The organism is Micromonospora sp. WMMD723 (genome assembly GCF_049863385.1).
Taxonomy (GTDB): Bacteria; Actinomycetota; Actinomycetes; order Mycobacteriales; family Micromonosporaceae; genus Micromonospora; species Micromonospora wenchangensis.
Window position 1 is genome coordinate 3,239,384 of record NZ_JBMKNR010000001.1, and the last position, 23,424, is coordinate 3,262,807.

Annotated in this window: 22 protein-coding genes and 1 tRNA gene; 12 read left to right on the forward strand and 11 right to left on the reverse strand. The window is 74.4% G+C overall.

Annotated features, from left to right (window positions below):
* Positions 1 to 16: 16 nt before the first annotated feature.
* The gene (locus ACN261_RS14675; protein WP_425850588.1) at positions 17 to 2,695 is read right to left on the reverse strand and encodes a LuxR C-terminal-related transcriptional regulator; all 2,679 of its coding nucleotides are present in this window, start codon (positions 2,693 to 2,695) and stop codon (positions 17 to 19) included.
* A gap of 227 nt (positions 2,696 to 2,922) precedes the next feature.
* On the opposite strand from ACN261_RS14675, the gene ACN261_RS14680 reads away from it, so the two are divergent.
* From ACN261_RS14680 to rdgB, 9 genes are all read left to right on the forward strand, one after another.
* Positions 2,923 to 4,458, forward strand: coding sequence for a hypothetical protein (locus tag ACN261_RS14680; RefSeq protein WP_425850590.1), 1,536 nt, complete (start codon positions 2,923 to 2,925; stop codon positions 4,456 to 4,458).
* A 130-nt stretch (positions 4,459 to 4,588) separates the two neighbouring features.
* Positions 4,589 to 4,879, forward strand: a complete 291-nt coding sequence (gene clpS, locus ACN261_RS14685) for an ATP-dependent Clp protease adapter ClpS (RefSeq protein ID WP_088641781.1) — start codon at positions 4,589 to 4,591, stop codon at positions 4,877 to 4,879.
* Between the two features lie 226 nt (positions 4,880 to 5,105).
* Positions 5,106 to 5,606 carry a DUF2017 domain-containing protein gene (locus ACN261_RS14690; protein ID WP_425853599.1) on the forward strand — a complete coding sequence of 167 codons (501 nt, stop codon included), beginning with the start codon at positions 5,106 to 5,108 and terminating at the stop codon, positions 5,604 to 5,606.
* 55 nt (positions 5,607 to 5,661) lie between these two features.
* Complete coding sequence (locus tag ACN261_RS14695; RefSeq protein ID WP_421485893.1) at positions 5,662 to 6,150, forward strand: Mov34/MPN/PAD-1 family protein; 489 nt, start codon at positions 5,662 to 5,664, stop codon at positions 6,148 to 6,150.
* Positions 6,151 to 6,211: 61 nt separating this feature from the next.
* Entirely contained in the window at positions 6,212 to 6,577 is a 366-nt protein-coding gene (locus ACN261_RS14700) for a MoaD/ThiS family protein (protein WP_377682195.1), read from the forward strand.
* 11 nt (positions 6,578 to 6,588) lie between these two features.
* On the forward strand, positions 6,589 to 7,554 hold the full coding sequence (locus ACN261_RS14705; protein ID WP_204927212.1) for a PLP-dependent cysteine synthase family protein: 966 nt from the start codon (positions 6,589 to 6,591) through the stop codon (positions 7,552 to 7,554).
* A gap of 194 nt (positions 7,555 to 7,748) precedes the next feature.
* On the forward strand, positions 7,749 to 8,495 hold the full coding sequence (locus ACN261_RS14710) for an MBL fold metallo-hydrolase (RefSeq protein WP_421485895.1): 747 nt from the start codon (positions 7,749 to 7,751) through the stop codon (positions 8,493 to 8,495).
* A 46-nt stretch (positions 8,496 to 8,541) separates the two neighbouring features.
* Positions 8,542 to 9,270, forward strand: a complete 729-nt coding sequence (gene rph / locus ACN261_RS14715) for a ribonuclease PH (protein WP_204927210.1) — start codon at positions 8,542 to 8,544, stop codon at positions 9,268 to 9,270.
* Complete coding sequence (rdgB, locus tag ACN261_RS14720; protein ID WP_088641776.1) at positions 9,267 to 9,881, forward strand: RdgB/HAM1 family non-canonical purine NTP pyrophosphatase; 615 nt, start codon at positions 9,267 to 9,269, stop codon at positions 9,879 to 9,881. The genes rph and rdgB overlap by 4 nt, the downstream gene beginning before the upstream one ends.
* 137 nt (positions 9,882 to 10,018) lie before the next feature.
* On the opposite strand, the gene hutH is transcribed toward rdgB, so the two are convergent.
* The 7 genes from hutH to ACN261_RS14755 form a co-directional block, all read right to left on the reverse strand.
* Positions 10,019 to 11,557, reverse strand: a complete 1,539-nt coding sequence (gene hutH / locus ACN261_RS14725) for a histidine ammonia-lyase (protein ID WP_425850597.1) — start codon at positions 11,555 to 11,557, stop codon at positions 10,019 to 10,021.
* Entirely contained in the window at positions 11,545 to 12,735 is a 1,191-nt protein-coding gene (hutI, locus tag ACN261_RS14730) for an imidazolonepropionase (RefSeq protein ID WP_425850599.1), read from the reverse strand. The genes hutH and hutI overlap by 13 nt, the downstream gene beginning before the upstream one ends.
* A gap of 51 nt (positions 12,736 to 12,786) precedes the next feature.
* The gene (locus ACN261_RS14735; RefSeq protein ID WP_421487010.1) at positions 12,787 to 14,142 is read right to left on the reverse strand and encodes a formimidoylglutamate deiminase; all 1,356 of its coding nucleotides are present in this window, start codon (positions 14,140 to 14,142) and stop codon (positions 12,787 to 12,789) included.
* Positions 14,139 to 15,404: an allantoate amidohydrolase gene (locus ACN261_RS14740; protein WP_425853600.1), complete on the reverse strand. Its 1,266-nt coding sequence runs from the start codon at positions 15,402 to 15,404 to the stop codon at positions 14,139 to 14,141. Before ACN261_RS14740 ends, ACN261_RS14735 begins: the two co-directional genes overlap by 4 nt.
* 50 nt (positions 15,405 to 15,454) lie before the next feature.
* Positions 15,455 to 17,110 (reverse strand): urocanate hydratase, encoded by a 1,656-nt coding sequence (gene hutU, locus ACN261_RS14745; protein ID WP_421485902.1) that lies wholly within the window; start codon positions 17,108 to 17,110, stop codon positions 15,455 to 15,457.
* A 12-nt stretch (positions 17,111 to 17,122) separates the two neighbouring features.
* Positions 17,123 to 17,971, reverse strand: a complete 849-nt coding sequence (locus ACN261_RS14750) for a MurR/RpiR family transcriptional regulator (RefSeq protein ID WP_425850602.1) — start codon at positions 17,969 to 17,971, stop codon at positions 17,123 to 17,125.
* 92 nt (positions 17,972 to 18,063) lie between these two features.
* The gene (locus ACN261_RS14755) at positions 18,064 to 19,008 is read right to left on the reverse strand and encodes an LCP family protein (RefSeq protein WP_421487012.1); all 945 of its coding nucleotides are present in this window, start codon (positions 19,006 to 19,008) and stop codon (positions 18,064 to 18,066) included.
* A 221-nt stretch (positions 19,009 to 19,229) separates the two neighbouring features.
* Here ACN261_RS14755 and ACN261_RS14760 point away from each other — a divergent pair, with 221 nt between their 5' ends.
* The 3 genes from ACN261_RS14760 (at position 19,230) to ACN261_RS14770 (ending at position 21,679) form a co-directional block, all read left to right on the forward strand.
* A complete protein-coding gene (locus ACN261_RS14760; RefSeq protein ID WP_425850605.1) occupies positions 19,230 to 20,063 on the forward strand; it encodes an O-methyltransferase in 834 nt (277 codons plus the stop codon).
* A gap of 149 nt (positions 20,064 to 20,212) precedes the next feature.
* Positions 20,213 to 20,530, forward strand: a complete 318-nt coding sequence (locus ACN261_RS14765; protein WP_425850608.1) for a hypothetical protein — start codon at positions 20,213 to 20,215, stop codon at positions 20,528 to 20,530.
* 63 nt (positions 20,531 to 20,593) lie between these two features.
* Entirely contained in the window at positions 20,594 to 21,679 is a 1,086-nt protein-coding gene (locus ACN261_RS14770; protein WP_425850610.1) for an expansin EXLX1 family cellulose-binding protein, read from the forward strand.
* Between the two features lie 155 nt (positions 21,680 to 21,834).
* Here the strand turns inward: ACN261_RS14770 and ACN261_RS14775 are convergent, their stop codons facing one another.
* The 3 genes from ACN261_RS14775 to ACN261_RS14785 form a co-directional block, all read right to left on the reverse strand.
* Positions 21,835 to 22,362, reverse strand: coding sequence for a GNAT family N-acetyltransferase (locus ACN261_RS14775; protein ID WP_421485909.1), 528 nt, complete (start codon positions 22,360 to 22,362; stop codon positions 21,835 to 21,837).
* Between the two features lie 65 nt (positions 22,363 to 22,427).
* Positions 22,428 to 22,513 (reverse strand) — tRNA-Leu (locus ACN261_RS14780).
* A 5-nt stretch (positions 22,514 to 22,518) separates the two neighbouring features.
* Entirely contained in the window at positions 22,519 to 23,421 is a 903-nt protein-coding gene (locus tag ACN261_RS14785) for a hypothetical protein (protein WP_425850612.1), read from the reverse strand.
* Positions 23,422 to 23,424 lie beyond the last annotated feature (3 nt).

Below are 23,424 nucleotides of genomic sequence, written 5' to 3' on the forward strand. Positions count from 1 at the left end.
CAGCCCAGCCTAGAGTTCAGCCGGTCGGGGCGTCGCCGTGGCCCGGGATCGCCCGCAGCGCCGCACCCAACTCGGCCCGGCCGGTGATGCCGAGCTTGCTGTAGACCCGCTGGAGATGGTTCTCCACCGTCCGGGGCGACAGGAACAGCCGGCCCGCGATGGCCCGGCTGGTCACCCCGGCGGCGGCGAGTGCGGCTACCTCCAGCTCCCGGCCGCTGAGCGTGGGCCGTAACGCGGTAAGCGCCGGGGTACGGATCTGGTCGCAGCGGGTGAGCAGGGCGGCGAGCCGTTCGTGCGCGGCGGCGGCCGACGTCGAGCGCTCCCGTCGCCAGCCGTGCAGCGCCGTCGCCGTGGCGTCGACCGCCCAGACCGTCAGGTCCAGCTTCGTGAGGCCGTCCGCCACCTCCAGCAGGGCCTCGCCGTCCCGGGCGGCGGCGGCCCGCGCGTACCGGGCGAGCAACGGGGTCAGCGCCCCGTCGACGGTCTCGGAGAGTTCGGTCAACCGCTGTGCCACCGTACGCCGGCTGCCGTCGGTGCAGGTCGGCCCGACCGGGGCGGTGGCCCGGCCGAGCCGGACCAGGTCGTGCAGCACCAGCACCTCGTGGCCGGCGAACCCGTCGGCGCGCAACCGGTCGACCAGCGTGCCGAGGTGCCGCACCGCCCCGGCCAGGTCACCCCCGGCGGCCAGCACCGCGGCCCGCGCCTGCTCCAGCCACGGCTGGAGCACCGCCATGCCCGGGGCCTGGGTCCGGTCGGCCTCCGCCATCGCCTCCACGGCGGTGGCCGGGTCACCGCGCAGCACCGCCGCCTGCGCCCGCTCGGCGTGCGCCAGTCCCGCGAAGACCCGGCTGGTGGCGAGCACCGCGCACGCGCCGAGGCTGGCCTTGAGCGCGTCGTCGCCACGACCGCGCAGCCGCGCCGCGTACGCCTGGAGGATGGACAGGTAGCCGGTGCCGAGCCGGAAGTCCCCGGCGCCGGCCTGGTCGGCGAACTCGTCGGCCACGATGGCGTCGATGCCGGCCACGTCACCGGAGAGCGCCAGCCGGGTGCCCCGGGCCAGTTCCATGGCCAGTTGCAGGTACGGCATGTCGGCCCGCCAGTTCGCCGCCTCCGCCTGCACCCGGTCGACAGCCGTGGCGCTGGCCCGGAACCGGCCGCGCACCGCGTCGGCGTGGGCGATGGTGCACCGGGCCAGCTCGCGGGCGGCGACGCTGGAAGCCGGCCGGTCCAGCACCGACCGGCCGAGCCGCAGTGCGGTGTCGACCTCCAGGCCGTGCAGCCGCATGATCGCCTCGAAGGCGCGCACCCGGGCCTGGTGCCCGGGGTCGGTCAGGGCGTGCCCGGCCGCCGCGATGGTGTCCACGGTGGACCGGTCGCTGAGCCCCCAGTAGCTGACCATCCCACGCACGGTGAGCCAGCGACTGCGTCGGTGTTCGCAGACGATGTCGTCGGCCACCGCGTCGAGCACCGCGATCGCCTCGTCCGGCCGGTCGCCGAACATCAGGATGGTGGCGAGCAGTTCGGCGGCGTCGTAGCCGCCGTCGGCGACGAGCGCGCCCCGGGCCAGCCGGGTGGCCAACGGCACGTCGTACCGGGTGAACGCCTGGACGGCCGCGTGCAGCAGCAGGGCCGGGTCCTGGGCGGTGCCGGAGTCGAGCCGCCACACCGCCACCCGGAGCAGGTCGCCCCGGCGGCGGGCACCGGCCGACTCCACCCGCTCGGCGAGCTGGGCCTTCAGGCGGCGGGTCCGGCTGACCGGGCAGCGACGGCGGATCACCTCGCCGTACAGCGGGTGGGCGAGCCGGACGTCGATCCGCCGGTCGTCGGGTACGACGGTGATCAGCCCGCGTTCCTCGGCGACCTCCACGGCCGCCGGGTCGGCGGCCCGGTCGAGCAGGCGCAGGCCGAGCGGCTCGCCGAAGGCGACCAGCTCCACCACCGCCCGGACCTCCGGGTCCAACCGGCCGATCCGGGTGTCGATCAGGTCGGTGAGGCTGGGGGCCAGCTCCAGCCGGCCGGTCCACCGCCACACCCCGTAGGGGCGGACCAGTTCACCTCCGGTGGTGGCGGCCAGCACCAGCTCCCGTAGCAGCAGCGGGTTGCCGGCGGAGAGCCGGAACAGCCGCTCGGCGGTGCTGGCGTCGACCGGGCCGTCCAGGAGGGCGGCGAGCAGGCCGGTGGTCTCGCCCGGGCCGAGCGGGGCCAGCTCGGCGTGCGCGACCATGTCGTCGGTCCACAGTGCCCGGATCGGCAGCGGGATCTGCTCGCCGCTGCGCAGCGTGCCCAGCACGGTGGAGTTCTCGGCGCGGGCGAGCAGGTGGACCAGCGCCGCCGAGGGCGGGTCGAGCAGATGGGCGTCGTCGATGGCGAGCACGATGCGCCGCCCCGCCGCCTGCTCCTGGAGCACGTCGACGCCCCAGCGCAGTACCCCGGCGGGGGAGAGCCCGGGTGGCTGCTCGGCCGGCAGCACCGGGGCGAGCCCGCCGAACGGCAGCGCCGCGGTGGCCGTGCTGGCCGCGACGAACGACAGCGCGTACCGCTCGGGAGGCAGTGCGGCCACCGCCTCGCGGAGCAACCGGCTCTTGCCGACGCCCGCGCTGCCGCTGAAGAAGAGCCCGTGCCCCTGGCCCTCACGCACCGCTGCCAACAGACGGTTGAGTTCATCCGTTCGGCCGACGAAACTCCACCGACTCATCCGAGCAGCATATCGATGTAAATCGGTCCGGAGATACCCGGTGACGCTGTGAAGTTGAGTAATGTCGCAGTTACTGCTGAGTACCCGAGATGTTCCGGCGAAGCCGGGTGCTGCCCGTAACCTTCCCGCAGCCCATCGTCACCTATCGGACGTCCTACCGCGGGCGCAGCCAGTCGCCCGCGTCGAGCGGAGGCCGAATGCAGCCCGGTCCACTCCCCGGGATCGACATGACCGACGACCCGTCCGACCATCCCGACGCCGTCGGGCTGCCGGCCCGGGGCCCGATCCCGGCCGAGCCGCCGGCCGCCGAGGCGGATCCCGACGAGCCGCTCGCCGTGGTGGCCGCCGGCCCCGCCGGGGCGGCCCGCCGGGAGGTGCTCGCCGCGCTGCTCGGGGTCCCCGCCGGGATGCTCGTCACCCCGGCGGGCAGCCACCTGCTGGTCCGGCACGCCCGGGTGGCCACCCGGGCGGCGTACGTGCCCGGCTACCGGCAGCCGCACTCCTACAGCGCGGACCAGGCCGCCGCCGGCCCGGCGCTGGCCCGCGCGCCACGCCGGGTCGAGTTGAGCCTGCCGGAACAGCTGCTGCGACACTTCGCCGTGCTCGACACCCCGGACACCGACACCCTCGGCGTGGCCGGCGGCCGGGTCCTGCTCGACGCGGTCGTCAGGTCCGGCGCGCTGCTGTTCGTGATCGGCGCCGACCAGGCCTTCACCGCCGCCGACCTGCACCTGCTCACCGAGGTCGCGCGTACCCGGGTACGGGTCTTCTTCGTGGTGACCCCCGGCGCGGGCGGTTGGGCGGCGGCGGAGCCGGCCGCGACCGACGACACCGGGGTGGCGCTCCCGACGTCGCCCGGCGGGCCCCCGGCCGGCGGCCCGGTCGACCCGGTGGCGGTGACCGTCGCGGCGCACCGGGCCACGCTGCTGGCCGCCGTGCCGGGGCTGGCCGAGGCCAACTGGTATCCCGTGCACCGGGCCGAGCACCCGGCCCTGCGCCGGGCGCTGGTCGGCTGGTCGGCCATCGAGGGGCTGCGCCGGGCGAGTTCCCGGCCACCCGTGCCGCCCGGGGCGCACGGGCGGGTGCCGGTGGCCCCCGATGCGCCCGGCGACGACTGGGCCGACGGGTTGGAGCGGCAGAGCCGGCTCTGCGCCCGCCGCATCCGCCAGCAGCTCGCGCTCGAACTGGCCAACATCCATCTGCGGACCGTCCAGGAGATCGTCTTCGGGGTGGGCTGCGCGGGTCTGCCGCAACTGCTCGACCGGGAGTTGGAGGCGCTCTCCCTGCTCGCGACCGAGCAGCAGGACCGCGCCGTGCGGGACATCCTCGACGGGGCCACCGTCCGGATCTTCGGCGCACCGCTGGCCGAGGGGGTACGCCAGCGCATCGGCGCGGCCGTCCGGTGGGGGCTGGCCGACCATCCGTCCGGTCAGGAACTGGACCGGGTGCTCCTGGTCACCGGCACCGCCGGGGTGGCGGTGCTGCCCGGGGCCGGCGCCCTGGACGCCCTGCTCGGTCATCCCGGCGCGCCCCGCACCGAGGTGCTGCCCCGGATCGGGGTCGCCCTGTCCGGCGGGTGCTGGCAGCACTGGCGCAGCCCCGGCAACGACGATCCGAACGCGGCCCGCTCCTGGGCGCAACGGGCGCTGCGTGAGGTCGAGTTGGAGCTGTCCCGCGAGGTGTCCCGGCGGTTCGAGGCGTTCCGGCTCGCGCTCGACGCGGTGCTCACCGACGCCGTCGACCACGGCATCCTGCTCGCCTGAACCGAGCGTCCCGGTGCCTGTCCCCGCCGTGTCCGCAGCCCTCCCGATTTGCGCAGCTCGGGAGGGTGATCGGGGCCGCCCCGGCGTTCCGGTTCATCGGATCGCCACTTCCGGTGGCACGATGGGGGGCATGGCCGCTCCACAGGTTGCCCCGGTCGAGACGCCGGACACCGACGAGGTGCCGGTCGAGGACCGGCAGTGGGTGACGATCGTCTGGGACGACCCGGTCAACCTCATGACGTACGTGACCTGGGTCTTCCAGAAGTTGTTCGGGTACAGCCGGGAGAAGGCCGAGAAGCTGATGCTGGACGTGCACCACAAGGGCCGGGCGGTGGTCTCCAGCGGCGCCCGGGAGCGGATGGAGCACGACGCGTCGCAGTTGCACGCCTACGGCCTCTGGGCGACGGTGGACCGTTCGTGAGCGCGAGGAGTGAGCCGGGTTTGCGAGCCCCGCAGTCGCGAACCGGGGTGGTCGTGAGCGCGAGGAGTGAGCCGGGTTTGCGAGCCCCGCAGTCGCGAACCGGGGTGGTCGTGAGCGCGAGGAGTGAGCCGGGTTTGCGAGCCCCGCAGTCGCGAACCGGGGTGGTCGTGAGCGCGAGGAGTGAGCCAGGTCCGCGGTTCCGGCGGTGGCGATGGAGGTTGACGGGGTGAGCATGTTCCGCCGCCAGGGCGGCTGTTACGTGGCGACCTTCGCCGTCGACGAGGTCCGGGTGCTGCGCAAGGTCGCCACCGAGGTGGTCGGCCTGCTCACCGACGGGTTCGACCACACCGACCCGGTCGTCGGGCGGCTCTTCCCCGACGCCTACCCGGACGATCCGGCCGGCACGGCGGAGTTCCGCCGGTACACCGAGGGCGACCTGAAGACCGCCAAGATCGACCAGGCGGGCGCGGTGCTGGCCGCGCTGCCCGAGTCGGCCGATGGCGAGGTGCGGCTGGACGCCGAGGCGGCCGAGGCGTGGCTGCGGGCGCTCAACGACGCCCGGCTGGCGATGGGCGTCCGGCTGGAGATCAAGGACGGCACCGACCTGGGCGAGGAGCTCGACGACGCGGTCGCCGACGACCCCACGTCGTCAAGGGTGTTCCAACTGTCGGTCTACGCCTATCTGGGTTATCTGCAGGAATCCCTGCTCAACGCCATGATCGACTGAACTGTGACGGTCACCGCCTCGCCGGGCGCGGCGGGTGGGCGCTAGGCTGGTCGACGTGCTGAGCATCGACCGGTCGATCGTCGACGCGATCGTCGCCCACGCGCGCCGGGACCACCCGGACGAGGCGTGTGGGGTGGTCGCCGGACCCGTCGGCGGCGACACCCCGACCCGGCACATCCCGATGGACAACGCGGCCCGCTCGATGACCTTCTACGAGTTCGACTCGATGGAGCACCTGCGGGTGTGGCGGGAGATGGACGACCGCGACGAGGAACCCGTCGTCATCTACCACTCGCACACCGCCACCGAGGCGTACCCGTCCCGCACGGACGTCGCCTTCGCCGGTGAGCCGGGCGCGCACTACCTGCTGGTCTCGACCCGCGATCCGGACACCGAGGAGATCCGCTCCTTCCGGATTGTCGACGGCGTGGTGACCGAGGAGCCGGTGCGGATCGTGGACGCCGGGGTGGATCCGCACGCGGTCCAGTCCTACATGTTCGGGCAGAGCCCGGCGACGGTCGACTACGAGTGTTCCGGCAGCTGACCCCAGCTCCGCTCACCCTGTTCCGTCCGGCACCGAGGCACACCCGACCAAGGAGTACGTCATGGCCATCGAGGTTCGCATCCCCACCATCCTGCGCAGCTACACCGGCGGCGAGAAGGTCGTCGAGGGCGCCGGGGACACCCTGGGCGACCTGCTCACCGACCTGGACACCCGGCACGCCGGTCTGAAGGCCCGGCTGGTCACCGACGCCGGCGCGCTGCACCGCTTCGTCAACGTCTACGTCAACGACGAGGACGTCCGTTTCCTGGGCGCGCTGGACGCCAAGCTCAACGACGGCGACAGCGTCACCGTCCTGCCGGCCGTCGCCGGTGGGGCGTTCGGCTTCGCCGCCGCGGCGGCGATCAGCCAGCACCGTGCGGCCACCGCGGCGGTGGCGGCACGGCGCGCGGCCGTCGCCCTCCGCTGAGGGCGGGCGTCATGGCGCGGTACGACAGCCTGCTCGACGCCTGCGGCGGCACCCCCCTGGTGGGGTTGCCCCGGCTCTCGCCGACGGTGCCCGACGGGGCACCGCCGGTGCGGCTGTGGGCCAAGCTGGAGGACCGGAACCCGACAGGCAGCATCAAGGACCGCGCGGCCCTGTTCATGGTCCGCGCGGCGGAGCAGTCCGGCCGGCTCCGGCCCGGGGACACCATCCTGGAGCCGACCAGCGGCAACACCGGCATTTCGCTGGCCATGGTGGCCAAGCTGCGCGGCTACCGGCTGGTCTGCGTGATGCCGGAGAACGTCTCCACCGAGCGGGTCCAACTGCTCCGGATGTACGGCGCGGAGATCATCTTCTCGCCGGCGGCGGGCGGCTCGAACCAGGCGGTCGCCACCGCCAAGCAGATCGCGGTCGACCACCCGGACTGGGTGATGCTCTACCAGTACGGCAACGAGGCCAACGCCCGCGCCCACTACGAGACCACCGGCCCGGAGCTGCTGCACGACCTGCCCACCATCACGCACTTCGTGGCGGGCCTGGGCACCACCGGCACCCTGATGGGCACCGGGCGGTTCCTGCGGGAGAAGGTCGAGGGCATCCAGGTGGTGGCCGCCGAGCCACGCTACGGCGAACTCGTCTACGGCCTGCGCAACATCGACGAGGGTTACGTCCCCGAGTTGTACGACGCGTCGGTGCTCACCAGGCGCTTCTCCGTCGGCACCCGGGACGCGGTGCTGCGTACCCGGCAGCTGGTGGAGGTGGAGGGGATCTTCGCCGGTTTCTCCACCGGGGCGATCCTGCACGCCGCCCTGTCGGTGGCGCACGAGGCGGTCCGGGACGGCCGGCGGGCCGACGTCGCCTTCGTGGTCTGTGACGGTGGCTGGAAGTACCTCTCCACAGGCGCGTACGGCGGCACCCTCGCCGACGCGGAGAGCGCCCTGGAGGGGCAGCTCTGGGCCTGACCCGTCGTGGGGTCGGTCGGCGGAGGCGTCGGCCGGCCCCCGCGGGTGTCACGTTGATGACAACTTCCAGAAGATGATTCTTGCCCTGCGGTCGCTGCGCGTAGGCTGCGCAGCGTGGCGTACGCGTCGGTAGAGATCATAATCGGTGCTGACTCCGGCGTGTCGACTACGTACCGTAATTGTGGGGCGACCGGATGCGGCTGACCGTCCTGGGCTGTGCGGGAAGCTTCCCCGGCCCCGAATCCCCCTGTTCCGCCTACCTCGTCGAGGCGCACGGTTTCCGGCTGCTCGTCGACTTCGGGCCGGGCTCGCTGTCCACCCTCCAGCGGTACGCCGGCCTGCACGCCCCGGACGCCATCCTCCTGACCCACCTGCACTGCGACCACATCCTCGACGCCGCGTCGTACGTCGTGGTCCGCCGGTACGCCCCGGACGGCCCCTACCCGCCGCTGCCGGTCTACGCGCCGCCGGGCGCCCCGGACCGGCTCGCCACCGCCTACGGCCAGGACGACAGCACCGTCGAGGACGTCTACCAGTTCTACGGCCTCCAGCCGGGCACCTTCCCGATCGGCCCGTTCACCGTCACCGTCGACCGGGTCAACCATCCCATCGAGACGTACGGGGTGCGGCTGGAGCACGAGGGCCGGGTGCTCTGCTACTCCTCGGACACCGCACCCTGTGACGCGCTGCTGCGGCTCGCCCAGGACGCCGACGTCTTCCTCTGCGAGGCCAGCTACCTCGACGGGGTGGACAACCCCCCGGATCTGCACCTCACCGGCCGGGAGGCGGGCGAGACGGCCACCAAGGCGGGGGTGGGCCGGCTGCTGCTGACCCACCTGGTCGCGGCCTGGGGCAGCGAGTCGCACACCATCGCCTCGGCGGCCGGGGCGTTCACCGGGCCGCTGGAAGTGGTGCGGGCCGGCGCCAGCTACGACGTCTGAGCCCACCCGGGCATGCGCCGATCATGCGACCGCATAGGGTGCAGGGATGGCACGACCTGACGGGCGGCGGCCCGACCAACTCCGACCGGTGACGTTGACCAGGGGCTGGAGCACCCACCCGGAGGGCTCGGTGCTCGTCGAGTTCGGCGGCACCCGGGTGCTCTGCACGGCGAGCGTCACCGAGGGCGTGCCCCGCTGGCGCAAGGGCTCCGGGCTCGGCTGGGTGACCGCCGAGTACGCGATGCTGCCCCGGGCCACCAACACCCGCTCCGACCGGGAGAGCGTGCGCGGCAAGATCGGTGGGCGGACCCACGAGATCTCCCGGCTGATCGGCCGCAGCCTGCGCGCCTGCGTCGACCTCAAGGCGCTCGGCGAGAACTCGATCGTGCTCGACTGCGACGTGCTCCAAGCCGACGGCGGCACCCGTACCGCCTCCATCACCGGCGCGTACGTGGCCCTCTACGACGCGGTGAGCTGGCTCGCCGGCCGCAAGTCGTTGGCCGGTAAGCCGGAGAAGGTGATGCACCGGTCGGTGGCCGCGGTCAGCGTCGGGATCGTCGCGGGCGAGCCGCTGCTCGACCTCTGCTACGTCGAGGACGTGGCCGCCGAGGTGGACATGAACGTCGTCTGCACCGGCGAGGGCGACTTCGTCGAGGTGCAGGGCACGGGTGAGGACGGCGTCTTCTCCCGGGCGCAGCTCGACGCGTTGCTGGACGTCGCGTCGTTGGGTTGTCTGGAACTGGCCGAGGCGCAGCGGAAGGCTCTCGCATCATGAACAAGGTCCTGCTCGCCACCCGCAACCGTAAGAAGCTGGTGGAGTTGCAGCGCATCCTCGACGGCGCGCTCGGCGCGCACCGGATCGCCCTGCTCGGCCTCGACGACGTCGAGGAGTACCCGGAGTTGCCCGAGACCGGCCTCACCTTCGGCGAGAACGCCCTGATCAAGGCGCGGGAGGGCTGCCGGCGCACCGGCCTGCCCACCATCGCCGACGACTCCGGCATCGCCGTCGACGCGCTCAACGGCATGCCCGGGGTGTTCAGCGCCCGTTGGGCGGGTCGGCACGGCGACGACCGGGCCAACCTGCAACTGGTGCTGGACCAGATCGCCGACCTGCCCGACGAGCACCGGGGGGCGTCGTTCGTCTGCACCGTGGCGCTGGTGCTGCCCGGCGGCAAGGAGCACCTGGTCGACGGCCGCCAGCCCGGCCGGCTGCTGCGCGCCCCGCGCGGCGAGGGCGGCTTCGGGTACGACCCGATCTTCGTGGGCGACGGCCAGGAGCGGACCAACGCGGAGCTGACCCCGCAGGAGAAGGACGCGATCAGCCACCGGGGCAAGGCGTTGCGCGAGTTGGCGAAGCTCGCCGCCAAAGTGCTTCCCGCCACCTGACCGTCGACACCGCTCGACGCCGCCGCCCGGCGACCGGCCGCCCGTTCCCCGGCGGGGAACGGGCGGTGGTGTCCGCTGTGGACTGCCCGCGGGCGCTGCGGCCCGACGATGCGGAACGCCGCCACCTGTCCCGGCGGTCAGCGCAGCGGGCCGACCTGGCGTTCGATGGCGGCCCGCAGGTCCGGTCCGGCGAGCACCGACCGGGCCGCCGCCAGCACCGGGGCGAGGAAGACGTCCGGGCCGGGCGCGCCGGCCGCCGGGCCGAGCGCGTCCAGCGCGGCCCGCCCGGCCGGCGACGGCTCCAGCGGCGCGCGTAGCTGCAGCCCCCGGACGGCTGCCAGCAGCTCCACGGCGAGCAGGCTGGTCAGGTTGTCCAGCACGGTGCGCAGCTTCTTGGCCCCCGCCCAGCCCATCGAGACGTGGTCCTCCTGCATGCCGCTGGTGGGCAGCGAGTCGACCGAGGCGGGCGCGGCCAGCCGACGGTTCTCCGCGACGATCCCGGCGGCCGTGTACTGGGCGATCATCAGCCCGGAGTTCACCCCGGCGTCCGGGGACAGGAACGCCGGCAGCTCCCGGTTGCGGGTCACGTCGAGCAGCCGGTCCACCCGCCGTTCGGCGATCGCCCCCACCTCGGCGGCGGCGATCGCCAGGTAGTCGGCGGCGAAGCCGAGCGGAGCGCCGTGGAAGTTGCCCGTCGACTCGACCCGGCCGTCCGGCAGCACCACCGGGTTGTCCACCACCGAGACCAGCTCCCGGTCGGCCACCGTCGCGACGAAGTCGAGGGTGTCCCGGGCCGCCCCGGCCACCTGCGGCGCGCACCGCATCGAGTACGCGTCCTGCACGGCGTGCGCCAGGTCGTCGCGGTGCGAGTCCATCACCCGGGAGTCCTGCAGCAGCCGGTGGATGTTCGCCGCCGACGCGGCCTGCCCCGGGTGCGGCCGGATGGCGTGCAGCTCCGGCAGGAACGGCCGTTCCGAGCCGAGCATCGCCTCGATGGCCAGCGCGGCGGTCACGTCGGCCATGGCGAACAGGTGCCGGGCGTCCGCGACGGCCAGCAGCAGCATGCCGAGCATGCCGTCGGTGCCGTTGATCAGCGCCAGCCCCTCCTTGGCGGCCAACGCGATCGGAGTCAACCCGGCCGCCCGCAGCGCCTCGGCGGCGTCGACCCGTTCGCCGGCCGGGCCGAGCACCCACCCCTCGCCGAGCAGCACCAGCGCGCAGTGCGCCAGCGGGGCCAGGTCACCGGATGCGCCGAGCGACCCGTGCTCAGGCACCCACGGGGTGACGTCGGCGTTGAGCAGGTCGACGAGCGCCTGGGCGACCAGCGGCCGTACCCCGGAGCGGCCCAGCGCCAGCGAACGGACCCGCAGCAGCATCATCGCCCGGACCACCTCGCGGGGCATCGGCGCGCCGATCCCGGCGGCGTGCGAGCGGATCAGCGCGTGCTGCAACTCGGCCCGCCGCTGCGGGGCGACGAACGTGTTCGCCAGCGCCCCGAAGCCGGTGGAGACGCCGTACACCGGGCGTCCGGCGGCCTCGATGCCGTCCACGATGCGGCGGCTGGCGGCCATCGCGTCGACGGCCGCCGGGGCGAGGACGACCCGGGCGTCGCCGCGCGCCACGGCGAGCACGTCGGCGGGGGTGATTCCGGTGGGCTGGACGGTCACAGTCGACATTGCGGCACTCCGTTGTGCAGAACCTGGCGGATCAGGGGAACACCCGGCCGGTAGGCCAGGTGCAGGTGGGACGGGGCGTCGAGGATCATCAGGTCGGCCCGCGTCCCGGGGCGCAGCACCCCGACGTCGGTGCGGCGCAGCGCCCGCGCGCCGCCCGCCGTCGCGGCCCACACCGCCTCCGCCGGGGTCATCCGCATCTCGCGGACGGCCAGCGCGACGCAGAACGGCATCGACGAGGTGTACGACGACCCGGGGTTGCAGTCCGTGGCCAGCGCCACGGTCACCCCCGCGTCGAGCAGCCGCCGGGCGTCCGGATACGGCGACCGGGTGGAGAACTCCGCCCCCGGTAGCAGGGTCGCCACGGTCGGATCGTCGGTGGTGGCCGAACCGGCCAGCGCGTCGACGTCGGCGTCGGACAGGTGGGTGCAGTGGTCGACGCTGGCCGCGCCCAGCTCCACCCCCAGCCGCACCCCCGGCCCCGGGCCGAGCTGGTTGGCGTGCAACCGCAACCCCAGACCGGCGGCCTGCCCGACGGTGAGGATCGCCCGCGCGTGGTCGGCGTCGAACGCGCCCCGCTCGCAGAACACGTCCACCCAGCGGGCGTACGGCGTGGCGGCGGTGAGCATCGGTCCGCAGACCAGCCCCACGTAGTCGTCGGGCCGGCCCGCGTACTCGGCGGGGACGACGTGCGCGCCGAGGAAGGTGGTCTCGGCGGTCACCTCGGCGGCGATCCGCAGCGAGCGGGCCTCGTCGGCGACGGTCAGGCCGTACCCGCTCTTGATCTCCATGGTGGTGGTGCCCTGCCGCATCGCCTCGTCGCGCAGCCGGCGCACGGTGTCCCGCAGGTCGTCGTCGGAGGCCGCGCGGGTCGCGCCGACCGTGGTCCGGATGCCACCCCCGGTGTACGGCTCACCTGCCATCCGGGCCGCGAACTCGGCCGCCCGGTCCCCGGCGAACACCAGGTGCGCGTGGCTGTCCACGAACCCGGGCAGCACCGCACCGCCCCCGGCGTCGATCCGCCGGTCGGCGGCCGGGGCGTAGCGGGCCGGCCCGATCCAGACGACCCGGCCCGCCTCCACCAGCAGGGCGACGTCGCGCCGCAGACCCAGCGGCCCGCCGCCGGGGGTCGGCACGTTGGTGACCAGCTCGCCGATGCCGTCGACCAGCAGACTGCTCACGACGCACCGCCCGCCGTCGACCGCCGCGTCCCGACCGCCGGTCCGGTGCGGCTAGCCACCGGTCACCGCCGCGACCGCCGCGCGCAGCTCCGCCGGCACGTCCACGGTCAGGTGCCGGCCGTCGCGTACCACCTGCCGCCCGTCGACCACCACCTGGTCGACGTCGGCGGCGGTGGCCGCGAAGAACACCCCCACCGGCGGCACCCCGGCGGTACGTGGGCTGTCCAGCCGTACGGTCACCAGGTCGGCCCGTTCCCCGACGGCGATCCGGCCGGCGTCGGCCCAGCCCAGCGCGGCGTGCCCGGTGACGGTGGCCGCGTCGCGCAGCGCGGCGGCGGTGAAGTGCCCGCGCCGCCGGGTGCGCAGCCGCTCGTCCAGCTCCACCGCGCGGGCCTCCTCGAACAGGTCGACCACGGCGTGACTGTCGCTGCCCAGGCTCAGCGGGATGCCGGCGTCGGCCATCAGCCGGGCCGGCCCGATCCCGTCGGCCAGGTCCCGTTCGGTGGTGGGGCACAGGCACACCCCGGTCCGGTGCTCGGCCAGCAGGGCCAGGTCGGCGCTGGTCGGGTGGGTGGCGTGCACGGCGGTGACGTCCGGGCCGAGCACGCCGCGTTCGGCGAGCAGCCCGGTCGGGGTACGCCCGTGCACCGCCCGGCAGGCGTCGTTCTCGGCCGGCTGCTCGGACAGGTGCACGTGCAGCGGGGCACCCTGCCGGTAGGCCCAGCCGGCGACGGTGGCGAGCTGCTCCGCCGGCACCGCGCGTACCGAGTGGATCGCCGCCCCGCGCAGCGCGTGCGGCCCGGCCGGGTGGAAGCCGTCGACCCGGTCCGCCCAGCGGCGCGCGTCCCCGTCGCCGAAGCGCCGCTGCACCCCGGCCAACGGCTCCCCGGCCACCGAGGCGGTCAGGTAGCAGGCGTCCAGCAGGGTGATCCGGATGCCGGCCTGCGCCGCCGCCTCGACCAGCGCCGCGCCCATCGCGTTCGGGTCGTCGTACGGTCGGCCGTCGGGGCCGTGGTGCAGGTAGTGGAACTCGCCCACGCAGGTCACCCCGGCCAGCGCCATCTCCGCGTACGCGGCGCGGGCCAGTGCCAGGTACGCGTCGGGGTCGAGCCGGCCGGCGACGTCGTACATCTCCTCCCGCCAGCTCCAGAAGTCACCCCGCCCGCCGTGGGTACGCCCGCGCAGCGCCCGGTGGAAGGCGTGCGAGTGGGCGTTGGCCAGGCCGGGCAGGGTGAGGCCGGGCAGCCGTACCGCCTCGGCGAGCACCTCCACCCCGGTGTGCGGCGCGTCGCCGGAGGCCAGCGGGGTGACGGCGGTGAACCGGCCGTCCTCGGCCTCGATCAACACGTCCGGCGTCGGCGCGGCGTGGTCGGGCAGCCACGCCTGCTCGGCCAGCCAACGGGTCAGTGGCATGCCAGCTCCTCCAGCACCCGGGCCAGCGCGACCACCCCGGCCGCACAGTCGGCGTCGGTGGCCGACTCGGCGGGGGAGTGCGACACCCCGGTCGGGTTGCGCACGAACAGCATCGCGGTGGGCAGGTGCGCGGCGAGCACCCCGGCGTCGTGACCGGCCCCGGTGGGCAGCACCGGCGCGGCCAGCAGCCCCGCCAGCCGGTCGGCCAGCCCGCCGTCGAAGGTGACCAGCGGGGTGGCCGACTCCCGGGTCACGGTCAGCTCGGTGCCGTCGCGGCGGGCCCGCTCGGCGGCCTTGGCCCGGACCGCCTCGACCAGGCCGTCCAGGGTCTCCGGCGCGGCGGCGCGGGCGTCCAGCCAGCCGGTCACCCGCGACGGGACCGCGTTCGTGGCGTTGGGTTCCACCGCCACCCGGCCGACGGTGGCGTGCGCGTCGCGCAGCCGGGCCTCCTTGTTCGCGGCGAGCACGGTGAACGCGAAGGTGAGCATCGGGTCGCGGCGGTCGGCCATCCGGGTCGTACCGGCGTGGTTGCCCTCGCCGCGCAGCTCGAAGCGCCACCGGCCGTGCGGCCAGATGGCGCTGCCCACCGCGACCGGCGCGTCGGCGTCGACCAGCGCCCGTCCCTGCTCGACGTGCAGCTCCACGAACGCGGCGAACCGGCCGAGCAGCGCCGGGTCGGCCCCCGCCGGCCGGTGGCCCAGCGCCTCGGCGAAGCTCACCCCGGCCGCGTCGCGCAGCCCGGCCGCGCGGTCGGCGTCGATCTCGCCGGTGAGCAGCCTCGACCCCAGGCACGGTACGCCGAACCGGGCCCCCTCCTCCTCGACGAACGCGGCCACCACCACCGGCCGGACCGGGGTGACGCCCGCGGCCCGCAGTTCGTCCACCGCGAGGAACGCGCTGACGATGCCGAGCGGCCCGTCGTACGCCCCGCCGTGCGGCACCGAGTCGAAGTGGCTGCCGGTCAGCACCGCCCCGGGGCCGGCCCGATCGCCGGTGGTCTGGGCGTCGGTGTTCGGCCCTGCGGTGGCCGGCCCGCCGGTGGACGGTCCGCCCGCGTCCGGGTCACCCCACCAGGCGAACAGGTTGCCGTTGCCGTCCTCGCTGACCGGCATGCCCCGCAGGTCGGCCTGCGTCCGGAACCACTCCCGCAACCGCAGCTCCGGCGCGGTCAGCGCGTACCGCAGATAGCCGCCACTGCCGGCGTCCCGGCCGATCGGCGCGATCCCGTCCCACAACTCCCGGAACCGCCCGGTCACGGCGTGCCCCCGTTGTTCGTGACCGTGGTGCTCCGCTGCGCTCCTCGCACTCACGCGGTCCCCTCCGCCATGGGGATGCGGACGTCGGTGCGCTCGGCGACGTCGCGGGCGGTGTCGTAGCCGGCGTCGACGTGCCGGATGACACCCATCGCCGGATCGTTGGTGAGCACCCGTTCGATCTTCTGCCCGGCCAGCGCGGTGCCGTCGGCCACGCAGACCTGACCGGCGTGCAGCGACCGGCCGATGCCCACCCCACCGCCGTGGTGGATCGACACCCAGGACGCCCCGCTCGCCGTGTTGACCAGCGCGTTGAGCAGCGGCCAGTCGGCGATCGCGTCGGAGCCGTCGGCCATCGCCTCGGTTTCCCGGTAGGGGCTTGCGACGCTGCCGCAGTCCAGGTGGTCCCGGCCGATCACGACCGGCGCGGACAGCTCACCGGCGGCGACCATGTCGTTGAACCGCACCCCGGCGACGTCCCGCTCGCCGTAGCCCAGCCAGCAGATCCGGGCCGGCAGCCCCTGGAAGGCGACCCGTTCGCCGGCCAGCCGCATCCACCGGGCCAACGACTCGTTCTCGGGGAACAGGTCGAGGATGGCCCGGTCGGTGGCGGCGATGTCGGCCGGGTCGCCGGAGAGCGCCGCCCAGCGGAACGGCCCCTTGCCCTCGCAGAACAGCGGCCTGATGTACGCCGGCACGAAACCGGGGAAGTCGAACGCCCGCGCGTACCCGCCGAGCTGCGCCTCGCCCCGGATCGAGTTGCCGTAGTCGAACACCTCCGCGCCGGCGTCGAGGAAGCCGACCATCGCCTCGACGTGCTTCGCCATCGACGCCCGCGCCCGGTCGGTGAACTCGGCCGGCTTGGCCGCCGCGTAGTCCCGGGCGTCGGCCAGCTCCACCCCCTCCGGCAGGTACGACAGCGGGTCGTGCGCGCTGGTCTGGTCGGTGACCACGTCGACGGCGACGCCACGGCGTCTCAACTCGGGGAAGACGGTGGCGGCGTTGCCGACCACGCCGACGCTCAGCGCCCGCCGGTCCCGCTTCGCGGCCAGCACCCGGGCGACGGCGTCGTCGAGCGAGTCGGCGACCTCGTCGAGGTAGCGGTCGTGCACCCGCCGGTCGAGCCGGGTCCGGTCGACGTCCACGATCAGGCAGACGCCGTCGTTCATGGTGACCGCGAGGGGCTGCGCCCCGCCCATCCCGCCGCAGCCGGCGGTGAGGGTCAGCGTCCCGGCGAGGCTGCCGCCGAAGCACTTCGCGGCGACGGCGGCGAACGTCTCGTAGGTGCCCTGCAGGATGCCCTGGGTGCCGATGTAGATCCACGAGCCGGCGGTCATCTGCCCGTACATGGTCAGGCCGAGGGATTCCAGGCGACGGAACTCGGGCCAGGTGGCCCAGTCCCCGACCAGGTTGGAGTTGGCCAGCAGCACCCGGGGGGCCCACTCGTGGGTCCGCATGACCCCGACCGGTCGGCCCGACTGCACCAGCATCGTCTCGTCGTCGCGCAGCCCGGTGAGGGTGCGCACCAACGCGTGGTACGACGGCCAGTCCCGGGCCGCCTTCCCGGTGCCGCCGTAGACCACCAGGTCGTCGGGGCGTTCGGCCACCTCCGGGTCGAGGTTGTTCATCAGCATCCGCAGGGCGGCCTCCTGCGGCCACCCCTGCGCGGTACGGGTGGTGCCACGGGCGGCACGGACGGGCTGGTGCATGGCGTACTCCTCTCAGCCGAGGAACAACTGACGACGGGCGGCGGACGACTCGAACGCCTCCAGGCGGCGCTGGGTCTGGATCGGGGCGGCGTCACAGATCGCCTGGAGCACCACCATGGCCAGGGTCATCGGGGCGGTGTGCAGGTCGAAGACGAGGTCGGTGCCGACGGCGGCGGGGAGCACCAGTTCGGCGTACTCGGTGGCGGGGCTGACGGGGGAGTCGGTGATCGCGACGACGGTGAGGCCGGCGTCGCGGGCCGCGCGCAGCGCGTCGAGGGTCTCCCGGGGGTAGCGGGGCAGCACGAAGGCGAGCAGCGCGTCCGCCCCGGCCGAGGCGGCCTGTTCGAGCCGGTCGGTGAGCAGGCTGCCGCCGTCGTCGAGGACCCGGACGTCGGGCAGCACCTTGGCGGCGAAGTAGGCGAAGTAGGCGGCCAGCGGCGCGGCGGCCCGTAGCCCGAGCACCGGCAGCGGACGGCTCGCCGCGAGCAGCCGGCCGGCGGTGGCGATCCGGTCGCGGTCGGCCAGTTCGCCGGCCAGCCGGTCCAGGTTCGCCATCTCGGCGCGTACCGCGAGTTGCAGTTCGTTGCCGTCGTCGGCGCGGCCGTCGAGGCCGGTGGTCAGCTCGCGCAGCCGGCGGCGCAACGCCGGGTAGCCGTCGTGACCGAGCGCCACGGCGAACCGGGTCACCGACGGCTGGCTGACCCCGGCCAGCTCCGCCACCTCGGCCGCCGACAGGTAGGCCACGGTGGCGGCGTGCTGCACCAGGCAGTGTGCGATGCGCCGCTGGGTGGGGGTGAGCCGGACCCCGTGGAACAGGTCGAGTAGCCGGTCCGGCGGCGCGGCGACGGCTCCTTCATTCATGCCGCGACTCTATGCATGAAAAATTTCAGAGGCAAGCACGGCCTCCCCGTCCGGGGGCAAGCACGGCTTCCCGCCCGGCGACGACGCCGGGTTCAGCGGGCGGCGCGGACGATCTCGGCGGTGGCGTCCCGGCGGACCGCGTCGTAGAACGCCTCGGATTTCCGCTCGTCGGCGAAGACCACGCTCTCGGTGCCGACCCGGCCGGTGCCCCGCGACGGGCTGGTGACGAAGGTGAGGTTGCCGCCGCGCAGGCCGCGCAGCTCGGTCGCCAGATCCAGCAGCGACATCTCCCGGTCGACGGAGACCGACGACGAGGCGGCCCGGACGAAGTCGTTGAGCTTCCCCGGGCTGGTGAGGATGCCACCGGTGGCGGCCTTGTCGAGGATCGCCCGGATCACCTGCTGCTGGTGCCGGATCCGGGCGAAGTCGCCGTCCGGGAACTGCTTGCGCTGGCGGGAGTAGTCGAGCGCCGTCGCGCCGTCCATCGTCTGCCGGCCGGCGGGGAAGGTGCGCAGCGGCGGGTGGATCGAGGTGAACCGGTGGTCGACGGTGATGTCCACCCCGCCCAGGGCGTCGATGATCTCCTGGAAACCGGCGAAGTCGACCACCGCCACGTGGTCGACGTGGACCCGGGTGAACTGCTCGACGGTCTGCACCATCAGCGGAATCCCACCCCAGGCGTACGCCGCGTTGATCTTCGCGGTCCGGCCGCCGTGCCGGCCGTCCGCCGACCGGGGTACACGGACCCAGGTGTCCCGGGGGATCGAAACGAGCTGGGCGCTCTTCCGGTCCTTCGGCAGGTGGGCCAGGATGATGGTGTCGGTGCGGGACCCCTCGGTCCGCTCCGGGTCCCGCGAGTCGCTGCCCAGGATCATGATGTTCATGGCGTCCCGGGCCACCACCGGCGGCCGGTCCTGCGGCGGCACGCCGGTGAAGGCGTCCACCCGCTCGACGTCCTTGTCGACCGAGCGCAGATAGAGCGCGCCCGCGCCGACGCCACCCGCTCCCAGCAGGGCCAGCGCCAGCAGCGCGATCAGCGCGATCCGCCAGCCCCGCCGACGCCTCGGTGCCGGCCCCGAGGTGTCGACGGACGGGGTCGGAGCGGATTCCGAGACCTTCTCACTTGCTGGCACGGCCGCATGTTACTGAGCCGTCACCCAGTACGGCAGCCCGCGTTCGCCCGACGGCCCGGGACCCGAAAAGCCGCCGTACGCTGGACGTTCAGCCGCCCGTCACCTGCGGCTGGTAGAACCGCGCAGTGGACGCGACGAGACTGCGCCGGGCCATCGCCCGCACCCCGCTGGCACCGGTGGCCGCCTTCCCCGGGCGGCTCGCCCGGGTCGCCCGGTACGACGCGAAGGTGCTGCGCACCTCGGCCCGGTGGCTGGCCACCTCCCGGGAACACCACAACTACACCTACGAACTGACCCGGCTCAGCCGGGAACACCTCACCTGGTTCGTCAGCGTGGTCTGCGACGTCCCGGTGGCCCGGGTCCGGGGTCACCTCGCCGAGATCACCGGCGACGCGGCGCTGCGCCGGCACATCGAACAGGCCACCGCCCGGTCCGCCCGACGCGGCCTGGCCGACCGCCGGGTCCGCTACGCGCGCCGGGTCGGCTGGTACGCGATCGTCCGGGCCACCCGACCCGCCCACGTCGTCGAAACCGGCACCGACAAGGGGCTGGGTAGCTGCGTCCTCGCCGCCGCCCTGCTGCGCAACGCCGCCGAGGGGCACCCCGGCCGACTCACCTCGCTGGACGTCAACCCCGAGGCCGGCTACCTGGCCCGCAGCGCGCCCTGGGCCGACGTGACCGACCTGGTGGTCGGCGACTCGGTGGCGGCGATCGCCGCGCTGGACCGGCCGGTCGACCTGTTCCTGCACGACAGCGACCACAGCCACGACCACGAACGCCGCGAGTTCGACGCCGTCGAGCCGAAGCTGGCCCCCGGCGCGATCCTGCTGACCGACAACGTCACCACCACCGGGGTGCTCGCCGAACACGCCGAACGCACCGGTCGGCGGTTCCTCGCCTACCGGGAAACCCCGCTCGACCACTGGTACCCCGGCGACGGCATCGGCGTCGCCTGGTGAGGCCCGACCGGTGGTGACCCGGTCCCGGCCGGAACCCGCCACGGCAGCGGCGCCGGCCGGTCGAGCCGTACTCCGCCGGCCGGGTGTTGCCTGCGGGCCCGTCGCGGATCGATGATTGCCGAACCACCACCCTCGACGGAGGAGCCGGCATGCAGGTACTCCACCACCCCCGCGTGGCCTGGGACATGGCCCGCCTCATCGTCTCGGCCGTCCCCGACGACCGACTCTTCGACTGGCTGTGCACCGAAGTCGGCGCGCTGCTCGGCCCCGAGCACGAGCGGTACCTCCAGGACACCCGACGGCGGCTGCGCCCCTGGGCCCGCACGACGCCCGAGGCCGCCGCCGTCGAAGCCGGCCGCTGGCGGGTCCGGCTGGAGGACCTGCTGCGCACCCGGCCGGAGATCGCCGAGCCACTACGGTCGCTCACCGTGATCGCGTCGGGGCTCCACCGCGACCGGATCGGCTGACCGGCTTAGCTTTCGCTTAGCCCGCTTGTCCCCGGGTCGTCCACTGCGGCAGCATCGGTCGGCGTGACCGACGGCAGCCTGTCCCAGGAACCCGACCACGGGCCGGACGGCCGCGCCCCCGCCGGGCGTCCCGGGCCGGGGCGTCGCCGCGCCCGGGGTGGCGGACGTCGCCGCTGGCTGGCCGCCGGTGGCGTCGCCGCGCTCGCCACCGTGCTCGGGCTGAGCCTCGCGCTGCGCTCCGGAGCCGCCCCCGCCTGCGCCGCCCCGCCGGCCGGGCTGGCCGGTGCCGGGCCGGTCGCCGCCGGGCGGCTGCCGCTGGCGGCCCCACCCACCGGGAGTACGGTCCACAAGGGAAAAGCCACCTTCTACGACTCCAAGGGGGCCGGCGGGAACTGCTCCTACCCGTCCGCCCCGGCCGACCGGATGTACGTGGCGCTCGGCCCCACCGAGTACAGCGCCGGTGCGGCCTGCGGCGGCCACCTCGACGTCACCGGCCCCCGGGGCACCGTCCGGGTCCTGATCATGGACCAGTGCCCGGAGTGCGCCCCCGGGCACGTCGACCTCTCCCGCGAGGCGTTCGCCCGGATCGCCGACCCCGTGCAGGGCATCGTCGACGTCAGGTACCGTGCGGCGGTCGACCCGCCACTGTCCGGCCCACTCACCTTCCGGATCAAGGAGGGCGCGTCGCAGTACTGGTTCGCCGTCCTGGTCGCCGGGCACGGCAACCCGCTGCGCGCCGTCGAGGTACGGCAGGGCGCAGGCGCCTGGCGTACCGCCGCCCGGCAGGACTACAACTACTGGCAGATCGACTCCGGAGCCGGTCCCGGCCCGTACGCCGTCCGGGTCACCGACGTGTACGGCCACCGCGTCACCGCCAGCGGCGTCACCATGACCCCCGGCCGGGTCCAGCGCAGCACCGTGAAGATGTACGGCGGCAGCGCCCCCGCCGCGCGGAAGAACCCGACCAGCCGGCTGTCCTCCCCGAGTCCCAGCGCCAGCGCCAGCCCGAGCCGGGCCGCCGCCAGCCCGTCGGCGGTCACCTCCGCCAGTTCGCCCGGTGCACCGCAGGTCAGCGACCCACCCGCGCTCGCCGCGTCGAAGGCGGAGCCGGGCGCCGGCCGGCCGGTCGACTGCACCTCGCGGGGCTGACCTCACCGGTCTTCCACAGGCGCTGCCTGCCTCGACCCGGCCCGCGCGGGAGGGTCCGCCGCAGGTGCCGCCTGACCGTCGGCTCGGCGGGTGCGATGACCGGCCGGACGCCGCAGGGTCGACCGGGTGTCGGTCGAGCGCGGTCCGTCGGTTGGTCAGTCCGGGGTGTCGAGGGCCCGCCACATGAGGATCTCGTCGCGGTCGTCGTCGGCTGCCACCCGCAGCGCGCCCGGCAGCCGGCCCACCTCGCGGTAACCGAGCCGGTCGTAGAACCTCTCCAGGCCCAGCCCACCGCGCACCGTCACGTGCAGCGCCCGCCAACCCAACTCGGGCGCGCGCCGGGCGGCCTCCCGCATCAGGGCCTGCCCGTGGCCGCGCCCCTGGGTGGCCGGGTGCACCATCACCCGCTTGAGGATGCCCCAGTGCGCCTTCAACGCGAACCGGTTGTCGGTGAGGAACAGCACCGCGACCGGTCGGTCAGCCTCGTAGCCGACCAGCATCCGGTCCGGACCGTCGGTGACGGCGGCGAAGGTCGCCTCGGCGACGGGACGTACGTCGGCGGTGCTGACCGGGGCGACGAAGCCGACCGCGCCACCGGCGTTGGTGACCTCGACCCAGAGGTCGACGATCTGCTCGCGCAGTGCGGGGGTGAGGTCGGGGTCGAGGACGAAACGCAGGCTCACCCTGCCGATCCTGCTGCGCCGACGCCGCGTGCGCCCGCGATCGTGACCCTCCCTACAGGGCCGTGTGGTGCGGGAGGGGGGACTTGAACCCCCACGTCCTTTCGGACAATAGGACCTAAACCTACCGCGTCTGCCATTCCGCCACTCCCGCTCGCGTCAGAGTTTAGAGCGTCGCGCGGACACGGTGGAGAGCCCGGCCCGACGCAGGATGTTCGATACCGTCCCGTGACTGACGACGCAGGCGTCGCCGGTCGCCTCGCGGATGAACGCGGCGAGTTTCCGTGGCCCCAGATCGGGACGGGCCAGTGCGCACCGGAGGACGGTTTCCTGGTGCGGTGAGCCGCTGCGCGGTCGGGGCGGGACGGCTGCGGTGCCGGTGGTGGCGAGCCGTCGGCGGAGCCGGGCGACGTGGTTGCGGTGGCAGCCGATCCGCCGGGCCGCCTCGCCCGGCCCGATGACACCCGCCTCGACCTCGCGGATCACCTCCGCGACCCGCTCCGCGTCGACAGGTGCCGGGGTCGGCGGACGGGACGCGGCCGGCGGCGGGACGGCGACGCCGGACACCGCGCCGGACGGGCGGGCCCCGACACCGGACCGGTGACGGCCGGCGTAGGTCGGGGCCTGGCTGTGGCAGTTCGGGCAGAGCAGCCGCAGGTTCGGCGGCCGGTTGTCGAGGAAGTCGCCGCTGAGGTGGTCGACGTGCAGGGTCAGCGGTCGCCCCTGCCAGAACGGGCCGGTGCCGCACCCCTCGCACCCGTCGGGGACGCCGATGTCACGCAGCGCGGCCTTCAGGCGGGCTCCCGGCACCCGTCGGGAACCCGCCGGCAGCGGACGCAGAACCTGGACCGACGGGGTGCGCCGCCCGGACGGTCTGCCGCCCCCGCCCGGCCGGCGGGTGAAGTGTGACGTGTCGATGCCCAACCGCTTGAGCTGACGACTGATGTGCGCGTGTGAACCACCGCTGAACCGGACCCCGAGAATGCGCAGGACGTCGGCGATGCTGCGGGACTCCGCTGCCGCCTGGGCGAGCATCTCCGGCGTGTACTTGTATCGGGCCATGCG

Bases quoted from the DNA above. Each gene is read 5' to 3' on its own strand.
- ACN261_RS14675 (WP_425850588.1), bottom strand. From the start codon at position 2,695: ATGAGTCGGTGGAGTTTCGTCGGCCGAACGGATGAACTCAACCGTCTG.
- ACN261_RS14680 (WP_425850590.1), top strand. From the start codon at position 2,923: ATGACCGACGACCCGTCCGACCATCCCGACGCCGTCGGGCTGCCGGCC.
- clpS (WP_088641781.1), top strand. From the start codon at position 4,589: ATGGCCGCTCCACAGGTTGCCCCGGTCGAGACGCCGGACACCGACGAG.
- ACN261_RS14700 (WP_377682195.1), top strand. From the start codon at position 6,212: ATGGCCATCGAGGTTCGCATCCCCACCATCCTGCGCAGCTACACCGGC.
- ACN261_RS14705 (WP_204927212.1), top strand. From the start codon at position 6,589: ATGGCGCGGTACGACAGCCTGCTCGACGCCTGCGGCGGCACCCCCCTG.
- ACN261_RS14710 (WP_421485895.1), top strand. From the start codon at position 7,749: ATGCGGCTGACCGTCCTGGGCTGTGCGGGAAGCTTCCCCGGCCCCGAA.
- rph (WP_204927210.1), top strand. From the start codon at position 8,542: ATGGCACGACCTGACGGGCGGCGGCCCGACCAACTCCGACCGGTGACG.
- rdgB (WP_088641776.1), top strand. From the start codon at position 9,267: ATGAACAAGGTCCTGCTCGCCACCCGCAACCGTAAGAAGCTGGTGGAG.
- hutH (WP_425850597.1), bottom strand. From the start codon at position 11,557: ATGTCGACTGTGACCGTCCAGCCCACCGGAATCACCCCCGCCGACGTG.
- hutU (WP_421485902.1), bottom strand. From the start codon at position 17,110: ATGCACCAGCCCGTCCGTGCCGCCCGTGGCACCACCCGTACCGCGCAG.
- ACN261_RS14750 (WP_425850602.1), bottom strand. From the start codon at position 17,971: ATGAATGAAGGAGCCGTCGCCGCGCCGCCGGACCGGCTACTCGACCTG.
- ACN261_RS14765 (WP_425850608.1), top strand. From the start codon at position 20,213: ATGCAGGTACTCCACCACCCCCGCGTGGCCTGGGACATGGCCCGCCTC.
- ACN261_RS14785 (WP_425850612.1), bottom strand. From the start codon at position 23,421: ATGGCCCGATACAAGTACACGCCGGAGATGCTCGCCCAGGCGGCAGCG.